Raw genomic sequence first — 17,758 nt, 5'->3', positions numbered from 1 at the left:
CGGAAAGTTGCTGTACAGGGCTGAGCGGGGACTATTGCCCGAATCGCCACGACGTGTTCGCGGCAAGCTTAACAGAAAGCATGCCGCGCAAGAAAACACGCGGCCCGCCCGGCCCATCCGAACCGGCTAGCGCGCCGCGAGGGGCGCTCCTTTCTCGACCAGGATCGCGCGGTATACTCCGCTCAACGCCATTGAAGCCGCGATGTGCGAACCGCCGAGGACGCAGTGACGGCCGGCGGGCAAGCCGTGCTCGTGCGTCGCGCGCGCCGGACCTGGCGAGAAGTCGCGCCGACTGCCGAGGAGTCATCTTGATCGCCCTGATCTACGCCCACCCGCATCCGGCGCGCTCGCGCGCCAATCGCGTGCTGCTGGAAGCGGCGCGCCGCGTGCCCTCGGTGACTGTCCGCTCGCTGTACGACAGCTACCCGGATTTCGAGATCGATGTCGCCGCCGAACGTAAACTGTTGCTCGAATCCCGCCTGATCATCTGGCAACACCCGCTCATGTGGTACTCCGCACCGGCGCTGCAGAAGCTCTGGTTCGACACGGTGCTCACCGACGGCTGGGCCACCGGTGAAGGCGGCACCGCGCTGGTCGGCAAGTCGTGTCTCTGGGTGACGACCACCGGAGCACCGTCGGCAGGCTACACGCCGGAGGGCGTCCACAAGTTCCCGTTCGCGGCCTTCATGCCGGTGATGGAAATGACCGCACGCTATTGCGGCATGCACTGGCTGCCGCCGCTGGTGCTGCACGACGCACGTCGGATCGATGACCACGCGCTGCACCATCATGCCGCGCAGTACCGCCGGCGATTGCAGGCGTTTGTGGCGGATGCGGAGGTGGCGCGTGGCTGATCCGTTAGGCAGTGCCCTTGTTTACCTCGCGGCGGCCGTCGTCTGCGTGCCGCTCGCCAAACGCAGCGGCCTCGGCTCGGTGTTGGGCTACCTGATTGCCGGTTGGCTGATCGGCCCGTGGGGCCTCAAGCTCGTCGGCGATGTCGAGTCGACGCTGCACTTCGCCGAGTTCGGCGTCGTCCTGATGCTCTTTCTGATCGGGCTCGAACTCGAGCTGAAGCGCCTGATCGAAATGCATCGCGCCGTGTTCGGCGGCGGCAGCCTGCAGATGGCCGCCTGCGGCGCAGTGCTCGCGCTCGGCCTCATCGCCCTCGGCTTGACGTGGCAGGCGGCAGTCGCCGCCGGACTGGCGCTGGCGTTGTCGTCGACGGCCATCGCCGTGCAGACGATGAACGAACGCAACCTGATGGCGGCACCTGTCGGCCGCAGCAGCTTTGCGGTGCTGCTGTTCCAGGACATCGCGGCGATCCCGCTGATTGCCCTGGTACCCTTCCTCGGTGCCGCCAGCGGCGAAGGCGGCACCGGCTGGCTGGGCGCGGCAAAGGCGATTGGCGCGATCCTTGGCGTGGTGATCATCGGCCGCTTTCTCACACGACCACTGATGCGGCTGATCGCCAAATCCGAAGTGCGCGAAATCTTCACCGCCTTCGCCCTACTGCTGGTGATCGGCATCGCCCAATTGATGGCCGGTGCCGGCCTGTCGATGGCGCTGGGAGCGTTTCTGGCCGGCGTGCTGCTGGCCAGCTCGGAATACCGGCACGCCCTGGAAAGCGACATCGCGCCGTTCAAGGGGCTGCTGCTCGGACTGTTCTTCATCGCCGTGGGCATGTCGATCGACTTCGGCCAGGTGATCGCGCGGCCCGCCCTGCTGGCGGTGCTGGTCGTCGGTCTGTTGGTGGTCAAGGGGACGATGCTGGCGCTGATCGCGCCGCGCCTCGAGGTTCCGCCCAGCGAACGCTGGCTGTTCGCTGCGCTGCTCGCGCAAGCCGGCGAGTTCGCCTTCGTCGTCTTCGGCGTCGCGCGGGCGGCGCAGGTCCTGCCGCGCGACTGGGAAGGCCGGTTGACTGCCGCCGTGGCGCTGTCGATGGCCGCCACGCCGCTGTTGCTGATCGCTTTCGATCGCCTGACGGCTCGCCGCGCACGCACGCAGCGCGCAGCGGACGCGATCGACGACGACAGTGCGCCGGTGATCATCGCCGGCATGGGGCGTTACGGCCAGATAGTCGGCCGCCTGCTGCTCGCGCAGGGCATCCCGATCACGGTGCTTGACCACGACCCGGACCAGATCGATACCCTGCGCAAGTTCGGCTACCAGGTGTTCTATGGTGACGCGACGCGCCTCGATCTGCTCGCGGCGGCAGGCGCGGCGCGGGCGAAGCTGCTGGTCGTGGCGATCGACGACGTGGCCGACAGCCTCGCTCTGGTCGACCTGGCCCGGGCGAGTTTTCCGAAGCTCACCATCGTTGCGCGTGCCCGCAATGTGCGGCACTGGCTGGAACTCGCCGATCGCGGCGTGACGGCGATCGAGCGCGAGACCTTCGAGTCGTCATTGAAGAGCGCTCGCACGGCATTGACCGTCCTCGGCGTCGAACCCTATGAGGCGCGCTCGATCGCCGAGGCCTTTCGCCGCCAGAACCTGATCACGCTCAACGCGATGCTGCCGCACTTTCGCGACGAGGCGAAAACCGTGGCGATCGTCAAGAGCGGCCGCGAAGAACTCGAGGAGAACCTGCGCCGCGATCGCGAGGCGCGCCAGCAGGCCGGCGGCGGCGGCTGGCATTGAGCGCTGCGCACCAGCCGCCTGCACACGTTCATCAGCGGCAAGTCCGCAACGCGTCGACAGCCCCGCACGTCTGTCCACCCCTTGCGGCACCGTGATCGAGACGCGCATCCGCGCCCCGGCGCGCGGACCGGAGCGCCGATTGACCGCGATTGCTGGCGCAACATACACTGCCGCTGTTGTCGTTGATTTCCTGTCCCCCACCCATTGCCGGGAGAACACGAAATGGTGCCGCGATCGTTTCCCGACCTGGTGAAAGACCTGCGCATGCGCCGCGCGGTCGGCGACAAACCGCCCGTGTTGCTGCTCGGTGCCGGCGCCTCCGTGGATGCCGGAATCGGCGCCATGGACGAGCTGTTCCAGTTTTTCGGCTGCGCCGATTTCGACACGTTCTGCCAGAAGATCGGCCAGACGACCGCCACGGAGCGCTACCGCTACCTGGCCGAGTTCCTGCAGACGCGCAAGCCCGCCGAGGTCAGCGCCGGCTACCGGGCGCTCGCCGCGCTCTGTGCGCAGAACTATTTCGACTTCGTCCTGACCACCAACATGGACCCCCTGCTCGACGACGCGCTCGCCGCCGCACGCCTCTGGCGACGCGACTATCTGCTCATCGTCAATGGCGTGATCCGCCCCGACCGGCTCGAGCTGCTGCTGCGTGGCCAGAGCCCGCGCGTCAAGATCGTCAAGCTGCATGGGGACCTGTTCCAGCGCTTCATGGCCTGGACGGTGGAGGAGATGGACGAGTTCCTCGTCGAGGTTTCGCCGTACCTCAAACCGGCAGTCGCCGGCCGCGACTTCCTCGTGGTCGGCTACAGCCTGCGCGACGCCCGCGTGCGCGAGTTGGTGGACTCCGCCGGCGGCGACGTCTGGTTCACCCACCCGAAGGCCGTCCCCGACCACTTGGCGAACCGGCAGGGCATGCGCGCCGTCGTCGCTCCGGAATGCGCTTTCGAGGCGTTCTTTCCGGCGCTGGCAGAGGCCCTGCAGGTGGCAGTCGACGACGAGCGACCCGCGACCCTGCGGCGCGAAACACGCGCCCTGGCGCCAACGCCGACGCCAACAGGCGCGCAGACCATGGATGACCTCATGTCGGCCGTCTTCGGCGTCGTTGGGCCGGGCGGAGCGCCGGTCGCCACCGCCTTCCTGCTGGCCGAGCCACGCGTCATCGTCTGCAACCGCTTCGACGTCGCCGCCCTCATCGAATCCAATCAAGTGGGACTCGTCGGTCCCGGCGATCGCCGGTTCAAGGCGCGGGTCAGCAGGGTCAATACTGAGCATCCCTTTGGTCCGACGCTACTGGACGTTCCCCCCGAAATCCAGGCAGCCGGCCTGCGCCTCGACGCCAGCCAGCCACAAGCCGGCGACTTCGTGCAGGTGGCCGTCGCCGCCGGCGAGAAGACCGGAATCAGTTCCGGCCCCGTCATACGCACCGAAAAGCACGCCATCAGCATCGAGCCCGTCGGTAACGTGGCGGACCTGGTGTCGCTCGAATGCTACGTGGCGCCGGGCGCCTGCGGCGGCCCCGTGGTGGACGGCAGCATGGCCGTGCGCGGCTACATCGTGGCCGGCACCTCCGACCCCGATCAACCCTATTCGCTGGCGTATGCGAGCAGCCAGTGGGATGGCTTCCTGCAGGGCAAGAAACCCGTCAAACCATCCAGGCGTCGCCCGGCCGGCGGGCGCTGAGAGTGGTGGCGCCGGAGCAGGCGCGCGGGCTGTGGAGTTCTGCGTGAACGAAGGTGAACTCAAGACGGCGCGACGGGAGAGTCAGCCGGGGTCGCTCAGGGCAGGCTCACGCCACAGCAGCATTCCGAGTCACGGCGCTCGGCACTGTTGACCGACCGTTACGCTGCGGGAAGTGGTCAGTAAGTGTACGATGGTGTCGGTCGGCAATCGGCCAGGAAGCGACTCTCGGAAAACTTCTCCATAGCCGACGTTCAGCTTGCGGTTCGCTCCGCAACGGTAATTTCTCAGGTTGATGAGCATGCCCAGTCTTATACACCGAGGCCCTGGATAGCCTGCGAGGGAAGAATGCGTCATCTTGGTGAGCTATTGCCCCCTAGTGGTGCTTGAGGCGTTCGGCAATCCAAGTCCAGATGGCTGCACCGAGATAAGGCAGAACAGCGCCACAAGCAAGTGCGGCAAGCGCTTCAGGCTCTAGCATTTTGATTGACCCCGCTCGCGATGTGAATGACGTTCATCTTCAAGCATTATTTGTGCCAGCAGGGCGCATGCAGCCTTCCGTATGACTTCTGCCTGTGCGAGCAAGAGCAGAGAGTCGGCTTCCTTGAGGGGCCTGCACAGCAACGACGAAGATGGTGCAACTGCGCGGGGCTACATGAAACGCAGGGACCGTTCCTGCCCGTCGCGGATAGGGCCGCTTGAGGGGCCAGCGACGGAAAGCCCAGACCTTGCTGGGGATCGTTACTTTGAGCGTGGGATGGATAAAGCCATGGTGGCGGATTGGAAACAGCGTCTTGAGGCGTGCACAAGCGGTGGGTCGGGTTAAGAGCTTGCAATTGAGAGCGCATCACTGGTCGGTCGCTTGAGTTCCGATGTGATAACCGATTCAATGCCTGTATATCTTGAACCGCTGTGGCGAATTCCTCTCTTCGGCGTTTCGTGGTTCGGTGTTTGTGCGAGCCCACGCCCGCACGCGACATCAGCGAACTGCGGAGTCTGCTCGGTGCGTTCAACGAGGCGAAGAAGACGGCGGGGTTGACGATTGTCCGGCTCTTGGTCACCGGGCTTGGGTTGGCGCTGCTCGCCGGGGCGCTCGTGAAGCTGAAGTTGTTCGGGGGCGGACAGTGAACGGTCTTTCATCACCTCGACGGATTGGTGCTGGCCATTTTCGTCCGAGACGGTGCGCTACGCTCCTTAGCGAAAGACGGACGACTGTGCACCCTGCGTCGATGCCTGTTGGTCGGCAGCCGCCTCGCCGGCCTTCGCCAACCGGTCGAGCATGTGGCGCCAGTGGCTGCCTTCCCAGAAGACACGCCGGCATACTGCGCAAGTGCTGAAGTGCTGCTGGTGTTCTCGCACACGGGGTGGCAGGGCGTCGAGGATCAGCGCCTTTTCCACCGCCATGAGCGGGGCGTTGCATTTGAGGCAGCGGGAGAGCGGCTGCATGCTGCCGAAAAGGTCAAGCCGAGCGAGTACTTCTGACAACTGCCCATCGGGCTTCAGCGCATGCACGTAGCACCCGTGGGTGATAGCCCGTCGCTTGAGCAGGTCGCGGTCGCGGGTCAGTACGATGCGGCCCTCCCTGCCGGCGATGCGCTCAATCCCGGCATCGTCGAGGGAATTGTCGTACCAGGTGTCGAACCCGGCCATTCGCAACAGGCGGGCCAGGCCACCCAGATGGACGTCGGCGACAAAGCGCGTGATACGTAAGGGGCCGGGGCGCACGCACAGCAGGAAGCTGATGTCGAAAGCCTCGAACTTCGGGTAGACAGAGATGCGGTCGCCGTGTCGCAGGCCTTGGGCGAAGTCGACAGAGACTCCATTGACAAGGATCAATTCGACCTCGGTGTGCGGTACGCCGAGGGCTTCGATCACATGCTTGATGGTGGCGTCCGCGGCGCACTCAAAGTCGAACTCCCGCCAGCGCCGGTCACGGGCGATAAAGTCGTTCAACTCCTCGTAGAAGCGGAGGCTCGCCACCACGGTGGCGGCCGTTCGGTCCTGGCGCGCGCCGATATCCTCCAGAGATGGCAGAGCAGGTAAGATTCGGCTTGTCATGGAGATCCTTTCGCCGCTACCCAAGGGCCGCTACCCAAGGCGGAGCACGACAGGGGTAACCGCCGCCGCTGAGTGTACTGGAATGCCCCTGCTGCACATTCTGATTTTCGGCGGGCACTGGGCTTGCTAACATCAGCATTGCGGATGTCCTTTCCCCACCCAGGTGAGCAAGCCCATGACGGTCCTTGATCCCATTGCCCGAGCACGCTCAATGCGGCGCAAACGCGATCTCAAAATGGTCGCCGCCTGGGAAGCCGGGCAGTCCCATGCCGAGATTGCCCTGGCGTTTCAACTCTCCCGAGAAAACGTCAAGGACCGCATAGAGCGACATTTCCGAGCCAAGCAGCGGAAGGCAAGCGGCGATCCGTTCGACAAGATCAGCCCTCGCCTGCGAACGCTGCTCCTCAAGGAAGGCCTGACGACGGTCAATGAGGTGGTTGGACGGTACAGGAGCAAAGCGCTTTTTCAGATGCGAAGCTTCGGCCGCAAGAGCATCCAGGAAATCGAAATGTGGTTCCCCGTCGAGCGACGGTACCAGAACTACGCTGCGGTCCCTCCCTATATCACCAAGGATGGCTCTGAAATCCGCGAGTTGATGCACCCAGCGGTCCAGGGTAACCGCAACCAGAGCCTGGCCGAAGCCACGCTTCCCGCCGGAACCAGAACGATGCTGCACAGGCATCGCGTGACGGAAGAGATCTACCACATCACAGCCGGCGAAGGACAGATGACTCTGGGAGCGGATCTGTTCAAGGTCGGGGTTGGCGACACCATCTGTATCGCGCCGGGAACGGCACACCGCATTGAAGCATCGACGACCGGTGCGCTGGTGTTGCTCTGCTGTTGCTCGCCAGCCTACTCGCATGCAGATACGGAAATTCTCGAAACTGGTCAGGAGGATTGAGGATGGAGCGATCATCGGCTCGACGATCCGTTTTGATGTCTGACAGGACGGCGAGAATATGCCGGCGAGTAGCGCATTTGTGGTAACTGGTCCTTCCCGGTTCTTTGTCGGCAACCACTCAAGCTGGAGAGCAAGTCATGGACATGACCATCACCTCACGTGCATTTGCACTCGACGGGTCGATCCCGAAGCTCTACACCTGCGAGGGCAAGAACGTTTCCCCGCCGCTGGCCTGGAGTGGAGTGCCGGCGGGGGCGAAGAGCCTGGTCCTGATCGTCGACGATCCGGATGCACCGGATCCCGCTGCGCCCCGCATGACCTGGGTTCATTGGCTGCTCTACAACCTGCCTGTTACCACCTCCGGGCTGCCCGAGGCCGTGCAATCGCTTCCTGTCGGTACGCTGGACGGACTGAACGATTGGCAGCGCGCTGGCTACCGTGGCCCCTGTCCGCCGATCGGTCGGCACCGCTACTTCCATAAGCTGTACGCGCTTGACATCGTGCTGCCCGACTTGGAAAAGCCCAACAAGCGGACCTTGGAGCAAGCGATGAAGGGGCACATCGTGGCAGAAGCACAGTTGGTCGGCACCTATCAAAAGGGGCGTTGATCGTGTCTTGCGCGTACACCGAGACGACCTGTCTGGCCGATGACGAAACACTGTCGGCTATTACGAGCGGGTCGTAGCCACTGTGCCTCCCTAGCCGACGTTGATCTGGAGCGAACAACAGTCAGCGGCCATTGGACGCGGGATGTCAACCTTTCTCGCCCAACCGGCCGTCACACCGCGGGAAGCGGTTAGTGGATGCACTGACAGCGGCGGTCGGCCGCCGGCCGGGAGCAGACGGTGGCGACTTTTCCCCCAGGTCAACGTTAACCTGGGGGCAATCAACCGTAACTGGTCATTCGGCTGGGGATTTCAGCGGCCCCCTGACCGACCGCTGTGCTCGGGAAAGCAGTCATTGATTTAGGATGGCGTCGGTCGGCAACCGGCCAGGAGCCGACTGTCGCTACCTCTTCTCCAAAGCGGTCGGTTGTCAGAAACGATTTCCAGAAAGCCGTCACTGGTGTAGCGTTGGTGATGTCGCCTTCTCAACGGCGGCTTTGTGGTTGAAGCGGTCGTCGGGGTATAGTTTCGTGAAGGCAGCACCCGGCCAGGAGCAGCCGTACGAATCTTCGTAGATCGAGCCGTTTGAGCGACTCCTGTGCTCCGGAACCTGCCGATCGCGATTTGGCCGAGACCCTTCTCCACTCTTACGGCTAAGGCATATCGCATTTCCCGACCGCGAATGGCGCCATAAGGACGGGAATCCCTTGCGATAATAGGTTCGCCAGCTTCGAGGGCATAGAGCCGCGACCGACTGGCATGATCACGAAGGGTACTCGCTACGTTAGGGCACCATGACACTGCCTGTAACGCTTCCCGGATCCACACGGACAGGGACTGTTGCGAGTCAGCGTCACGCCATTGTGGGTATCAGCCGCGATCGAGGACCCTTGCACTTGTGCAACGGTCTGACTGCCCAGACTGTTGATCGCTTTTCGCGCCGCATGCGTGTTCAGGTGCTCGGGCCCCCGCATCTTTTCCCTGATCGCCAGCGCGCGCGCATACAGCGGCTCAGCCTTCGCGGAAGCCCCCTGGGCGTGGTAGAGCATTGCCAGGTTGTTGAGGCCCTTGGCCACGTCGGGGTGCTCGGACCCCAGCGCCTTTTCCCAGATCGCCAGCGCGCGCGCATACAGCGGCTCCGCCTTCGCGTAAGCCCCCTGGGCGTGGTAGAGCAGCGCCAGGTTGTTGAGGCTCATGGCCACGTCGGGGTGCTCCGGCCCCAGCGCCTTTTCCCAGATCGCCAGCGCGCGCGCATAGAGCGGCTCGGCTTTCACGTAAGCCCCCTGGGCGTAGTAGAGCAGCGCCAGGTTGTTGAGGCTCTTGGCCACGTCGGGGTGCTCGGGTCCCAGCGCCTTTTCCCAAATCGCCAGCGCGCGCGCAAACAGCGGCTCGGCCTTCGCGTAAGCCCTCTGGGCGCAGTAGAGCAGCGCCAGGTTGTTGAGGCTCATGGCCACGTCGGGGTGCTCGGGCCCCAGCGCCTTTTCCCTGATCGCCAGCGCGCCCGCAAACAGCGGCTCGGCCTTCGCGTAAGCCCCCTGGGCGTAGTAGAGCATTGCCAGGTTGTTGAGGCTCATGGCCACGTGGGGGTGCTCGGGCCCCAGGGCCTTTTCCCAGATCGCCCGCGCGCGCGCATACAGCGGCTCCGCCTTCGCGTAAGCCCCCTGGGCGTAGTAGCGCATTGCCAGATTGTTGAGGCTCACGGCCACGTCGGGGTGCTCGGGCCCCAGCGACTTTTCCCTGATCGCCAGCGCGCGCGCAAACAGCGGCTCGGCCTTCGCGTAAGCCCCCTGGGCGTAGTAGAGCATTGCCAGGTTGTTGAGGCTCATGGCCACGTGGGGGTGCTCGGGGCCCAGCGACTTTTCCCTGATCTCCAGCGCGCGCGCCCACAGCGGCTCGGCCTGGGTGTACAGCCCCATTCCATGGAGCAATAGTCCGGTCTGATTCATCAGCAAGGCGGTCGGGTCGGCAATACCCGCCTCATCGGCATAGGCGGCGATGGCGCGGACGTGGGACAACAGGGGGGTGAGCACCGGCCAGCTGCGAACGTCCGTCGGATCGGCGACGAAGGCCCCACTTATCCAGCCCAGTGCTTCGGTGAGCGCCGCACCATCCGCCCCCCGTTGTGCCACCGTCTGCACGAGGCGATGGATGGTGAAGACCGGCGCATCCGCGGCACGGACCACCAGCGAATAGGACTCCAGCTCCGCCAGGGCGGCGTCAGCATCGTCGTCTGTCGTCGCACCCGGCACGGCCACATCCAGCAACGATTCCGGAATCGGATCTGGCGCCAGCCAGGCCAGGCGCTGCAGTAGCCGCTGGCCCGCCTCGCCGAGTTGGTCGACGGAGGTTTGCCAGGTGACGGCCAGACTCTTCGGATACTGCATCAGGCGCTCGTTGTACCAAGACAAGACCTTGTCGCGCTGGCCGCGCCATTCGGCGAGGTAGCCGGTCATGCTGAGGCGGCGCTGGGCGATGTAGGCGCTGGCTTGTTCCAGCGCCAGCGCAAGGCCGGCCAGTTCCACCGCAAGGATACGGGCTTGTTCGGCATCGTCTGCCTGCTTGCGCCGCTTGGCGTCGGTGCGGGCGAGGAGAAAGTCCACTGCGGCAGGCGTATCGAGCACGTCCAGCGGCAGGGCTTCGACGCTGCCGCTCCAGTTGCTCAAGCGGCTGGTGATGAGCACATGGCCACCGGGCAGTTGAGGCAGCAGGCCTTCGGCCGCCTGAGCGGCCGCTTCGCTATCGACGTTGTCGAGGATCAGCAGCCAGCCGGGATTGCGCTGTAGCCAGCGCATCACCGCAGCGCACTGGACAGGGACTTCCGTGATCTGATATTCCGGCAGTTCGAGGATCGCGCGAGAGCACAGCCCAGCGAGGTTGCGCTGCAGCGCCTCCGGGCTGTCGGCACCGACGAAGAGCAACGCCGTGTAGTCGTCCGCATGGTGCCAGGCGTATTCCACCGCCAGGCGCGTCTTGCCCACCCCACCCAGACCATGTAACGCTTTGCCGACGACGGCGGCGGCGCCTTTGGCCGGGGCATTGACGAGGCTGGCGTGCAACGCCTTGAGCCTCTCCCCCCGGCCCTTGAACAGGTCGCCGAGGCTGGGATAGGGGAGATGGGCGACTCGTTTGGCCACCCCGGCGGCGACGAAAAGATCAAAGAGCTTGGAACGAAACACGTCCACAGCCAAGCGCTCGACGCCGGCGAAGTGAATGGGGTACCGTTCCACCTCGGCCAGGCGCTGCAGGTGCGCCTGCTGGGCAGCACGCTGTTCCGGGATGAGTTCGTAGCGTGCGTCCCGCGGCGTGCTCTCCTCGGGCACGGCGATGATGAGCGGCTTGCGGTGGTACAGGGCGAGCCACGCTTCCCACTGCGTGTAAGAAAGCGCCGACGCGCCAGGTACCAGGAAAGGGGCCAGGGGCGGCAGTTTCTCACCCAGGTCGGGATAACGATAGCGGATCACGGTCAGCGAAGGCGTCTGTGCGGGTGCACCGGTCATGTCGCCCACCAGGTGAATGACGGCATCGCACTGCCGGATGTAGCCGTCCAGCATGTCCAAGGTTTCGGTGCCCGTAGCGATGAAATCCTCCTGCACCGCCACCGAGACGTTCGGGCGCGTGAGGTAGTGGCTCAGGGTGTCGCGGTAGCTGCGGAATTCGGCACTGACGGTGGACAGAAAGATCTGTACGAGGTGCACGGCCTGTCTACCTTTTGTGTTTGTCGTTCCTCAGGTCTTCAAACCTTCGGTGCATGCGCGGGTGCCGGCACAGTCCGATAGCGCTTTGCGAACCGGCGTCAGCATTATCGTGGCAAGACGAGGGGATGTCGACAAAGCCGGCAAGCCAATCGCTCCCCGGTGCTCCGCCGACTTCGCTGTTCGACCGGTCAGGCCGGGATAGCCGCCGTATGGCGTTCGGATGATCAATGGCCGCTCGGGGTCGGCTGCGGCCCGAGGCCCGAAAAGCCTGTACGACGGCTTTCAGCCGCGATCCGGTCATTGCTACGAAGTTCTCGCTCGGTCGTAGTCTGGACGACCGGACAACGCGAAAGCAGTCATTCGTAGTGCATACCCCGTTTTTGGCTTAATCGATGGCAGCGTGGACAAAGTCGTCGGCGGTCCCGCGGTTTCTGAATCGGGGCACCAGACCCAAAGGCGCCTGATGACATATACAAATTCTGTGGCAGCTTACTGTTCATCGAACTGCCGGTCGCTGAACACTGACCCTGACGGCGGTTCGGGCTGAGTCGCCGACCGGTGGGAGCGAAATGAGCGTCTGTAACCCAGCCTACACCTGCCCCCCACGCTCACGCAGGCCAAGCGGGAGTCCTCCCTTCCTTCGCACTCAAGGTTTCGACCCCTGGGCGCGATCAGAACCAGCAGGAAGCAAGCGCCGGCACGGCCTCGGTCAGTCAGCTCGCAAACCCAGTCGCTCCACGACCTGCAACCACTTGTCGGATTCCCGGCGCAGGCGTGTCGCCGTCTGCTCGGGCGTATTGGGAACGAATTCCAGCCCAGATGCGAGGAATTTGTCTCGTGCGTCCGGCTGCGCAAGCACCGCGCCGATGGCCTCGTTCAAGGCGGCCAAGACCTGAGGCGGCGTACCCTTGGGGGCCAGCAAGAGATCGCCGAACGTCGCTTCGTAGCCTGCAATGCCGGCCTCGCTCACCGTCGGCAACTCCATGGCACTAGGCGAACGCTTGGCCGTGCTGACGGCGAGACCGTTCAGCTTGCCGCTCTTGATGTGGGGCATCACCACCGCCGTGGAGAGGAAGCCACACTGCACCTTGCCCTCGATCATGTCCTGCACGGCAGCGTTGGGGCCGTTATACGGCACGTGCGTCATGCGCAGTCCCGTTGCCGCCAGGAACATCTCGGCCGCCAAGTGGCCGGGAACGCCCTTGCCTCCCGACGCGTACGACATGTCATGCGACTTGGCGTAGGTCACCAGGTCCAACACTGACTGGACCGGCGCCGAAGGATCGCACACCAAGGTCTGGCTCGTGTTCGCCAGATAGATGACCGGCACCAGCTCGACATCCGCCTTGAAATTCAGATTCCGGTACATGTGCGGGTTGCTGGTGACCACGGTGTCCGTCGTCACCAGCAGCGTGTAACCATCGGGCACCGACCTTGCCACCGCCTCGGCGGCGATGTTGCCGCCGGCGCCCGGTCGGTTCTCGATGACCAGGGCTTGCTTGAATTTCTCCTGAAAGTGCCTGTTCGCCAGCCGCAGGATGAAGTCGAGCGTGGTGGGCGGAAAGGCCGATATCACGTTCACCGGCTTGCTTGGATAGCTTTGCGCCCAAGCAGTGCTGCCGGTTGATATGGCTAGGCCGAGCGCCCCGGCGAAGAGGGATGAGAGCAAACGCATGGACATCTCCGGTCGAAGGAAGGTGAACAGCCCCAAACATGGTAGGAGACTTCCCATCGATGACCGAATCGTGTCTGGACCATTTCTGCGGCGTGGCGCAAACGCACGGGATCGCTCTTGGATCGAGTGCGGGGATTCACTTGCATCGGCCTCGATGACAGCCTCTGCGACGGCTGAAGTTGGCGTTTACTCCAAGCCAGCCGGCGGCTTGGCTCAGGGTGCACGCGATGCCAGATAGGCAGTTATCGCAACGATGTCACCTTCCGTCAGGTTTTCCACGACCGGCTTCATCTGCGAAGCGTTGGGACCGGCACGGGCGCCGCTGCGAATGTCATGGATCTGGCGCGCAACATAGCTCGGCGATCGGCCCACGATCGGCGGAATGGTGTCGGTCCCCTTCAACTCGGGCCCATGGCAAGTGGCACATGGCACGCTACGCCCTTCGGCGCCTGTTCGAACCAATTCCATGCCACGACTCACGGAACCCGGCGGCGCGTAGACGATGAAACGGGCACGGGAATCCCGGCTCTCGAAGTCCGCCGGTTTCTCCGGCACTTCGATGATGCGCTGGCCGATCGGCTCCTTTTCTCCGGTGCCCGTGTCGACGAGGACCCAGCCATCCACGGTTGTCTTGGGAACGAGAGGCGTTTCGACGACGCGCCGGTTGGTTCTCGGCTTGAGCGACGAGAAGTAGCGTGCGGCCTCGTCGATTTCGGCGTCGCTGATCGTTTTCGACCCGGCGATCATCAACGCCGTGGGTGCGCGTTTGGCGATCGAAGTTTTCCGATCCCCACTCCGGAAGTCCTTCATCTGTTGCACGAAATAAACATACGGGAGGCCCATGAGGTTTGCGTTTTCCGGCCCGCCAGACCCATCCGCACGATGGCACCAACCGCAGGCAAAGACGTCTGGCTTTCGGCCCTTCGCCACGACCTCGGGCATTGCCGGGTGATCCCCGGGATGCCAGTCCGTTGCGGCGAAGCGATCCCGCGTTTGAGTTAACGTGTATCCTGCAGCACTATCGGGCACCCGGCGGATTGACGCATCGTCGCTCGCCGCCTTGAAGTCCGGCGGATTCGTCGGGTAAGCCCATACGGGGTGAGCCTCCTGGGCGTTGACCTGCATGGTCACGAGATTCAGCATCACCGCAGCGAGGGATGTGACGAGGCGGCGTGTCTTCACGAATGGACTCCTTGGCGGCGACGCTAGCATTCCGGCAGCGATGCGAGGTACAAGTTCATTATCCTCGCAGCCGCAGTTAGCCGACTCCATTCGGATAGTCGCCTAGCAACTGCGGGGTTGGTGTCGCACCGATGCCGGCGAGAATCCGCTTGAGGTAATCGCAGATACGATGCCAGACGGATGGCTGGGTCAACTGCACCGCAGTTTCGGCCACCCAGCCTTGAAGCAAGGCAGAGACTCGCACCAGTGCCGCCCGCGCTGGCGCGAAGCGAGCATGCAATCCGGTCAGGGTGACGGTGATCTGCCCGACATGTTCAGTTTTTCTTCCGACAGAGGTCATCAGCCAGGGACGGCTGGTGATGGCCTCGCGCCGAGCGTCCGGATGCGCCAGCCGGACGAACAGACTCCACCAATTGTAAATCAGTGCCACGGCACGAGCAGCCAACTGACACCGATACAGGTCGTGTGTGGTGCACCGCCCCAACTGACAGCGATGCATGTCTTACGTCCCGCCCTATTCCGGACTCTTTGTCCCGAGCTAGTCCGGGGTGAGACAAGAGGAGAGTCCCACGCTGCCGCTGGGAGGACTGGCTCCGGCATCAGCGTGAGACAGGCGGCCTCGGGGTCGTGGATCGCTGGGCGGGAAGCGCCAGGACAGGCCGTCGGCAAGTCAATGGCCTGCAATGAGGTTCTCAGTCTGCGAATCTTGTCGCTCGCCACCTGCAGGTCCCCGTGTGTGCCTCGGTGAACCAGCAGCCGGCGGACTGCTGCAAATTCGGCAAGCTATCAGAGGGGCTCGTCGGTAACCAGAATCGCCCGGAAGTCGTTGACGTTGGTCAGTGTCGGGCCGGTGATGACGGAATCGCCCAAGGCGTCGAAGAAACCGTGGCCGTCGTTGTCATCCAGGCAGACGAGCGGCTTGATCCCCTTGGCCCAGGCACGCGCCAGGGTGTCCGGCGCGAGCCAGGCGCCGGCGATCTCCTCCTGACCGTCTACTCCGTCGGTATCGCCGGCGATCGCGTGGATGCCGCGATGGCCGTTCAGCGCCACGCCAAGCGCGAGCAGAAACTCGACGTTGCGTCCGCCGCGCCCGTTGCCGCGCACCGTCACCGTCGTCTCGCCGCCGGAGAGCAGGACGCAGGGCGCCGTGAAGGGCTGGCCGCGGCCAGCGACCTGCAACGCGATGCCGGCCATGACCTTGCCGACGTCGCGCGCTTCGCCTTCGATGGCGTCGCCGAGGATGTGCGCCGCCACCCCGGCCTGGCGCGCCACGGTGGCGGCTGCTTCGAGCGCCATCTGCGGTGTCGCGATCAGGCGCGTCTCCACCCTGGCCAGGCGCGCGTCGCCAGGCTTGATCGACTCACCGCAACCGCTTTCGAGGACCTGCAGCACAGCCGGCGGAACAGCGATGCCGTAGCGGCGGATGATCGCCAGGGCGTCGTCACAGGTGGTGGGGTCGGCAACCGTCGGACCGGAGGCGATGTCGATCGGGTTGTCGCCGGGCACGTCGGAGATCATCAGGTTCAGCACGCGCGCCGGACCGCAGGCCGCCGCCAGGCGCCCGCCCTTGATCGCCGAGAGGTGGCGACGGACGCAGTTCATCTCGGCGATCGAGGCGCCGGACTTCAGCAGGGCCTTGTTCACCGCTTGCTTGTCTGCCAGAGTCAGACCTGCGAGCGGCAGGGCAAGCAGCGACGAGCCGCCCCCCGAGATCAGGCACAGCACGCTGTCGTCGGCCGTCAGCCCCTGCAGCAGGGCGTGGATGCGCTGTGCTGCGGCGACTCCGGCGGCGTCCGGTACCGGGTGAGCCGCCTCGACGATCTCGATGCGCTGGCAGGGAACGGCGTAGCCGTAGCGCGTCACCACCAGTCCCGACAATTCGCCCGGCCAGTTCTCCTCCAGCGCTCTGGCCATCGCAGCCGATGCCTTGCCGGCACCGATCACGAGCAGTCGGCCGCGCGGCGCCGTGGGCAGGTGCGGCGGGATGCAGTGGGCCGGCTGCGCGGCGGTGATTGCCGCCTCGAACATGTTGCGCAGCAGGCTGCGGGCTTCATTGGTTTTCATCGTTCATCTCCTGTTCAGACCGCCAGCTTCGGGCGCTGCGTGAGCAAGTCTGCCTCGTCGAGGCTGCTTGCGGCGGCGTCACCCTCGTACAAGGCTTGCAGGTGTTCGGGATCGCTCTTGCCGTCAAGCACCTGCTCGAGACGCGCCCTGTCCACCGCGTCGACCCAACGAGCGATCGCCACCGTGCCCACCGCGTTGCCGATTGTATTGGCAATGGTGCGGGCTTCGGACATGAAGCGATCGACGCCGAGCAGCAGCACCATGCCGGCGACGGGTATCTTGCCCATCGAAGCCAGTGTCGCCGCCAGAGTGATGAAGCCCGAACCGGCAACGCCTGCCGAACCCTTCGCAGTCAGCAGCAGCACGCCCAGCGCCAGCAGTTGGTCGGTCAGGGTCAGTGGCGTGTTGGTGGCCTGCGCGATGAAGATCGTCGCCATAGTGTAATAGATGCACTGTCCATCGGGGTTGAAGGTCAGTCCCGAGGGCACGACCAGACCGACCACCGGCTTCGAGACGCCAGCAAACTCCAGCTTGCGCATGAGCTGCGGCACGACCGACCCGGACGAACTGGTGCCGAGGACGGTGAAGATTTCGTCCTTGATGTACTGCAGAAACTTCCAGAGGCTGAAGCCGGACAGTCGGGCGATGGTGCCCAGCACGAGGACGACGAACAGAAAGCAGGTCAGGTACATCGTGGCCATCAGCTTGCCGAGCGAGACAATCGGTCCGAGGCCGTACTTGCCCACAGTGAAGGCCATCGCCCCGAAGGCAGCGATCGGCGCCAGGCGCATGATCATCCCGACGACGGAGAAGATGGCGTGCGTGAAGGAGTCGAGGAAGGTCACCACTGGCCTGGCGCGCGGGCCGATGTGCGACAGGGCCACGCCGAACATCGTCGCGAACGCCAGGATCTGCAGAATGTCGTTCTTGGCCAGCGCGTCGACGATGCTGCTGGGTACGAGATTCTGCATGAAGTCGACAAATCCCGTCGGCTTGGCTGCGCTGGCGGTGTAGGTGGCGATGGCCTTGGTGTCGAGCGTCGCCGGATGCTTGCTCCTCGGGCCCGACCAAGTGTGTGCCACTCGCAGCCCGAGTTCAGGCGGCAAGCAACTTAACGTTCTTCGCTAGCCGCTAGTCCGTCCGTCCACCCATGTACAGGGTTGGATTGTTGTTTCGCGTGACCTAGACTGAATACTTGCATGCGAAGACTCCAAGGAAGCGCCGAGTTGATCGTCAAATCCGATTACGGGTTCGATGG

General features: G+C 64.3%; 13 protein-coding genes. 6 read left to right on the top strand and 7 right to left on the bottom strand.

All coding sequences use genetic code 11. From position 1 onward, the window contains the following. Nucleotides 1-308: 308 nt before the first annotated feature. From kefF to CAP2UW1_RS10335, 4 genes are all read left to right on the top strand, one after another. Nucleotides 309-854, top strand: a complete 546-nt coding sequence (gene kefF / locus CAP2UW1_RS10350) for a glutathione-regulated potassium-efflux system oxidoreductase KefF (protein ID WP_015766573.1) — start codon at nucleotides 309-311, stop codon at nucleotides 852-854. Continuing rightward, nucleotides 847-2,637 carry a glutathione-regulated potassium-efflux system protein KefC gene (gene kefC, locus CAP2UW1_RS10345; protein ID WP_015766572.1) on the top strand — a complete coding sequence of 597 codons (1,791 nt, stop codon included), beginning with the start codon at nucleotides 847-849 and terminating at the stop codon, nucleotides 2,635-2,637. The genes kefF and kefC overlap by 8 nt, the downstream gene beginning before the upstream one ends. A gap of 222 nt (nucleotides 2,638-2,859) precedes the next feature. Continuing rightward, the gene (locus CAP2UW1_RS10340) at nucleotides 2,860-4,320 is read left to right on the top strand and encodes an SIR2 family protein (RefSeq protein ID WP_015766571.1); all 1,461 of its coding nucleotides are present in this window, start codon (nucleotides 2,860-2,862) and stop codon (nucleotides 4,318-4,320) included. Between the two features lie 948 nt (nucleotides 4,321-5,268). Next, a complete protein-coding gene (locus tag CAP2UW1_RS10335) occupies nucleotides 5,269-5,445 on the top strand; it encodes a DUF6127 family protein (protein WP_199931756.1) in 177 nt (58 codons plus the stop codon). 66 nt (nucleotides 5,446-5,511) lie between these two features. On the opposite strand, the gene CAP2UW1_RS10330 is transcribed toward CAP2UW1_RS10335, so the two are convergent. Beyond that, a complete protein-coding gene (locus CAP2UW1_RS10330) occupies nucleotides 5,512-6,300 on the bottom strand; it encodes a Mut7-C RNAse domain-containing protein (protein WP_015766569.1) in 789 nt (262 codons plus the stop codon). Between the two features lie 583 nt (nucleotides 6,301-6,883). Here CAP2UW1_RS10330 and CAP2UW1_RS10325 point away from each other — a divergent pair. After that, a complete protein-coding gene (locus CAP2UW1_RS10325; RefSeq protein ID WP_041568367.1) occupies nucleotides 6,884-7,279 on the top strand; it encodes a cupin domain-containing protein in 396 nt (131 codons plus the stop codon). 137 nt (nucleotides 7,280-7,416) lie between these two features. Beyond that, entirely contained in the window at nucleotides 7,417-7,887 is a 471-nt protein-coding gene (locus CAP2UW1_RS10320; RefSeq protein WP_015766567.1) for a YbhB/YbcL family Raf kinase inhibitor-like protein, read from the top strand. Nucleotides 7,888-8,663: 776 nt separating this feature from the next. Here the strand turns inward: CAP2UW1_RS10320 and fxsT are convergent. The 6 genes from fxsT to CAP2UW1_RS10290 form a co-directional block, all read right to left on the bottom strand. After that, complete coding sequence (gene fxsT, locus CAP2UW1_RS23690; RefSeq protein WP_015766566.1) at nucleotides 8,664-11,579, bottom strand: FxSxx-COOH system tetratricopeptide repeat protein; 2,916 nt, start codon at nucleotides 11,577-11,579, stop codon at nucleotides 8,664-8,666. Nucleotides 11,580-12,288: 709 nt separating this feature from the next. Beyond that, the gene (locus CAP2UW1_RS10310; protein ID WP_015766565.1) at nucleotides 12,289-13,254 is read right to left on the bottom strand and encodes a Bug family tripartite tricarboxylate transporter substrate binding protein; all 966 of its coding nucleotides are present in this window, start codon (nucleotides 13,252-13,254) and stop codon (nucleotides 12,289-12,291) included. A gap of 213 nt (nucleotides 13,255-13,467) precedes the next feature. Next, nucleotides 13,468-14,397: a c-type cytochrome gene (locus CAP2UW1_RS10305; RefSeq protein ID WP_049778659.1), complete on the bottom strand. Its 930-nt coding sequence runs from the start codon at nucleotides 14,395-14,397 to the stop codon at nucleotides 13,468-13,470. A 115-nt stretch (nucleotides 14,398-14,512) separates the two neighbouring features. After that, on the bottom strand, nucleotides 14,513-14,935 hold the full coding sequence (locus CAP2UW1_RS23685; protein ID WP_015766563.1) for a hypothetical protein: 423 nt from the start codon (nucleotides 14,933-14,935) through the stop codon (nucleotides 14,513-14,515). Nucleotides 14,936-15,222: 287 nt separating this feature from the next. After that, complete coding sequence (locus tag CAP2UW1_RS10295; RefSeq protein ID WP_015766562.1) at nucleotides 15,223-16,500, bottom strand: glycerate kinase type-2 family protein; 1,278 nt, start codon at nucleotides 16,498-16,500, stop codon at nucleotides 15,223-15,225. 14 nt (nucleotides 16,501-16,514) lie between these two features. Continuing rightward, complete coding sequence (locus CAP2UW1_RS10290) at nucleotides 16,515-17,582, bottom strand: cation:dicarboxylate symporter family transporter (protein ID WP_015766561.1); 1,068 nt, start codon at nucleotides 17,580-17,582, stop codon at nucleotides 16,515-16,517. Between the last annotated feature and the right edge of the window lie 176 nt (nucleotides 17,583-17,758).

It is taken from the genome of Candidatus Accumulibacter phosphatis, from assembly GCF_000024165.1.
Classification (GTDB): Bacteria; Pseudomonadota; Gammaproteobacteria; order Burkholderiales; family Rhodocyclaceae; genus Accumulibacter; species Accumulibacter phosphatis.
This window is presented reverse-complemented; position numbering and strand designations above follow the sequence as displayed.

Bases quoted from the DNA above. Each gene is read 5' to 3' on its own strand.
- CAP2UW1_RS10295 (WP_015766562.1), bottom strand. From the start codon at position 16,500: ATGAAAACCAATGAAGCCCGCAGCCTGCTGCGCAACATGTTCGAGGCG.
- CAP2UW1_RS10320 (WP_015766567.1), top strand. From the start codon at position 7,417: ATGGACATGACCATCACCTCACGTGCATTTGCACTCGACGGGTCGATC.
- CAP2UW1_RS23685 (WP_015766563.1), bottom strand. From the start codon at position 14,935: ATGCATCGCTGTCAGTTGGGGCGGTGCACCACACACGACCTGTATCGG.
- CAP2UW1_RS10310 (WP_015766565.1), bottom strand. From the start codon at position 13,254: ATGCGTTTGCTCTCATCCCTCTTCGCCGGGGCGCTCGGCCTAGCCATA.
- CAP2UW1_RS10340 (WP_015766571.1), top strand. From the start codon at position 2,860: ATGGTGCCGCGATCGTTTCCCGACCTGGTGAAAGACCTGCGCATGCGC.
- CAP2UW1_RS10325 (WP_041568367.1), top strand. From the start codon at position 6,884: ATGTGGTTCCCCGTCGAGCGACGGTACCAGAACTACGCTGCGGTCCCT.
- CAP2UW1_RS10305 (WP_049778659.1), bottom strand. From the start codon at position 14,397: ATGCTGAATCTCGTGACCATGCAGGTCAACGCCCAGGAGGCTCACCCC.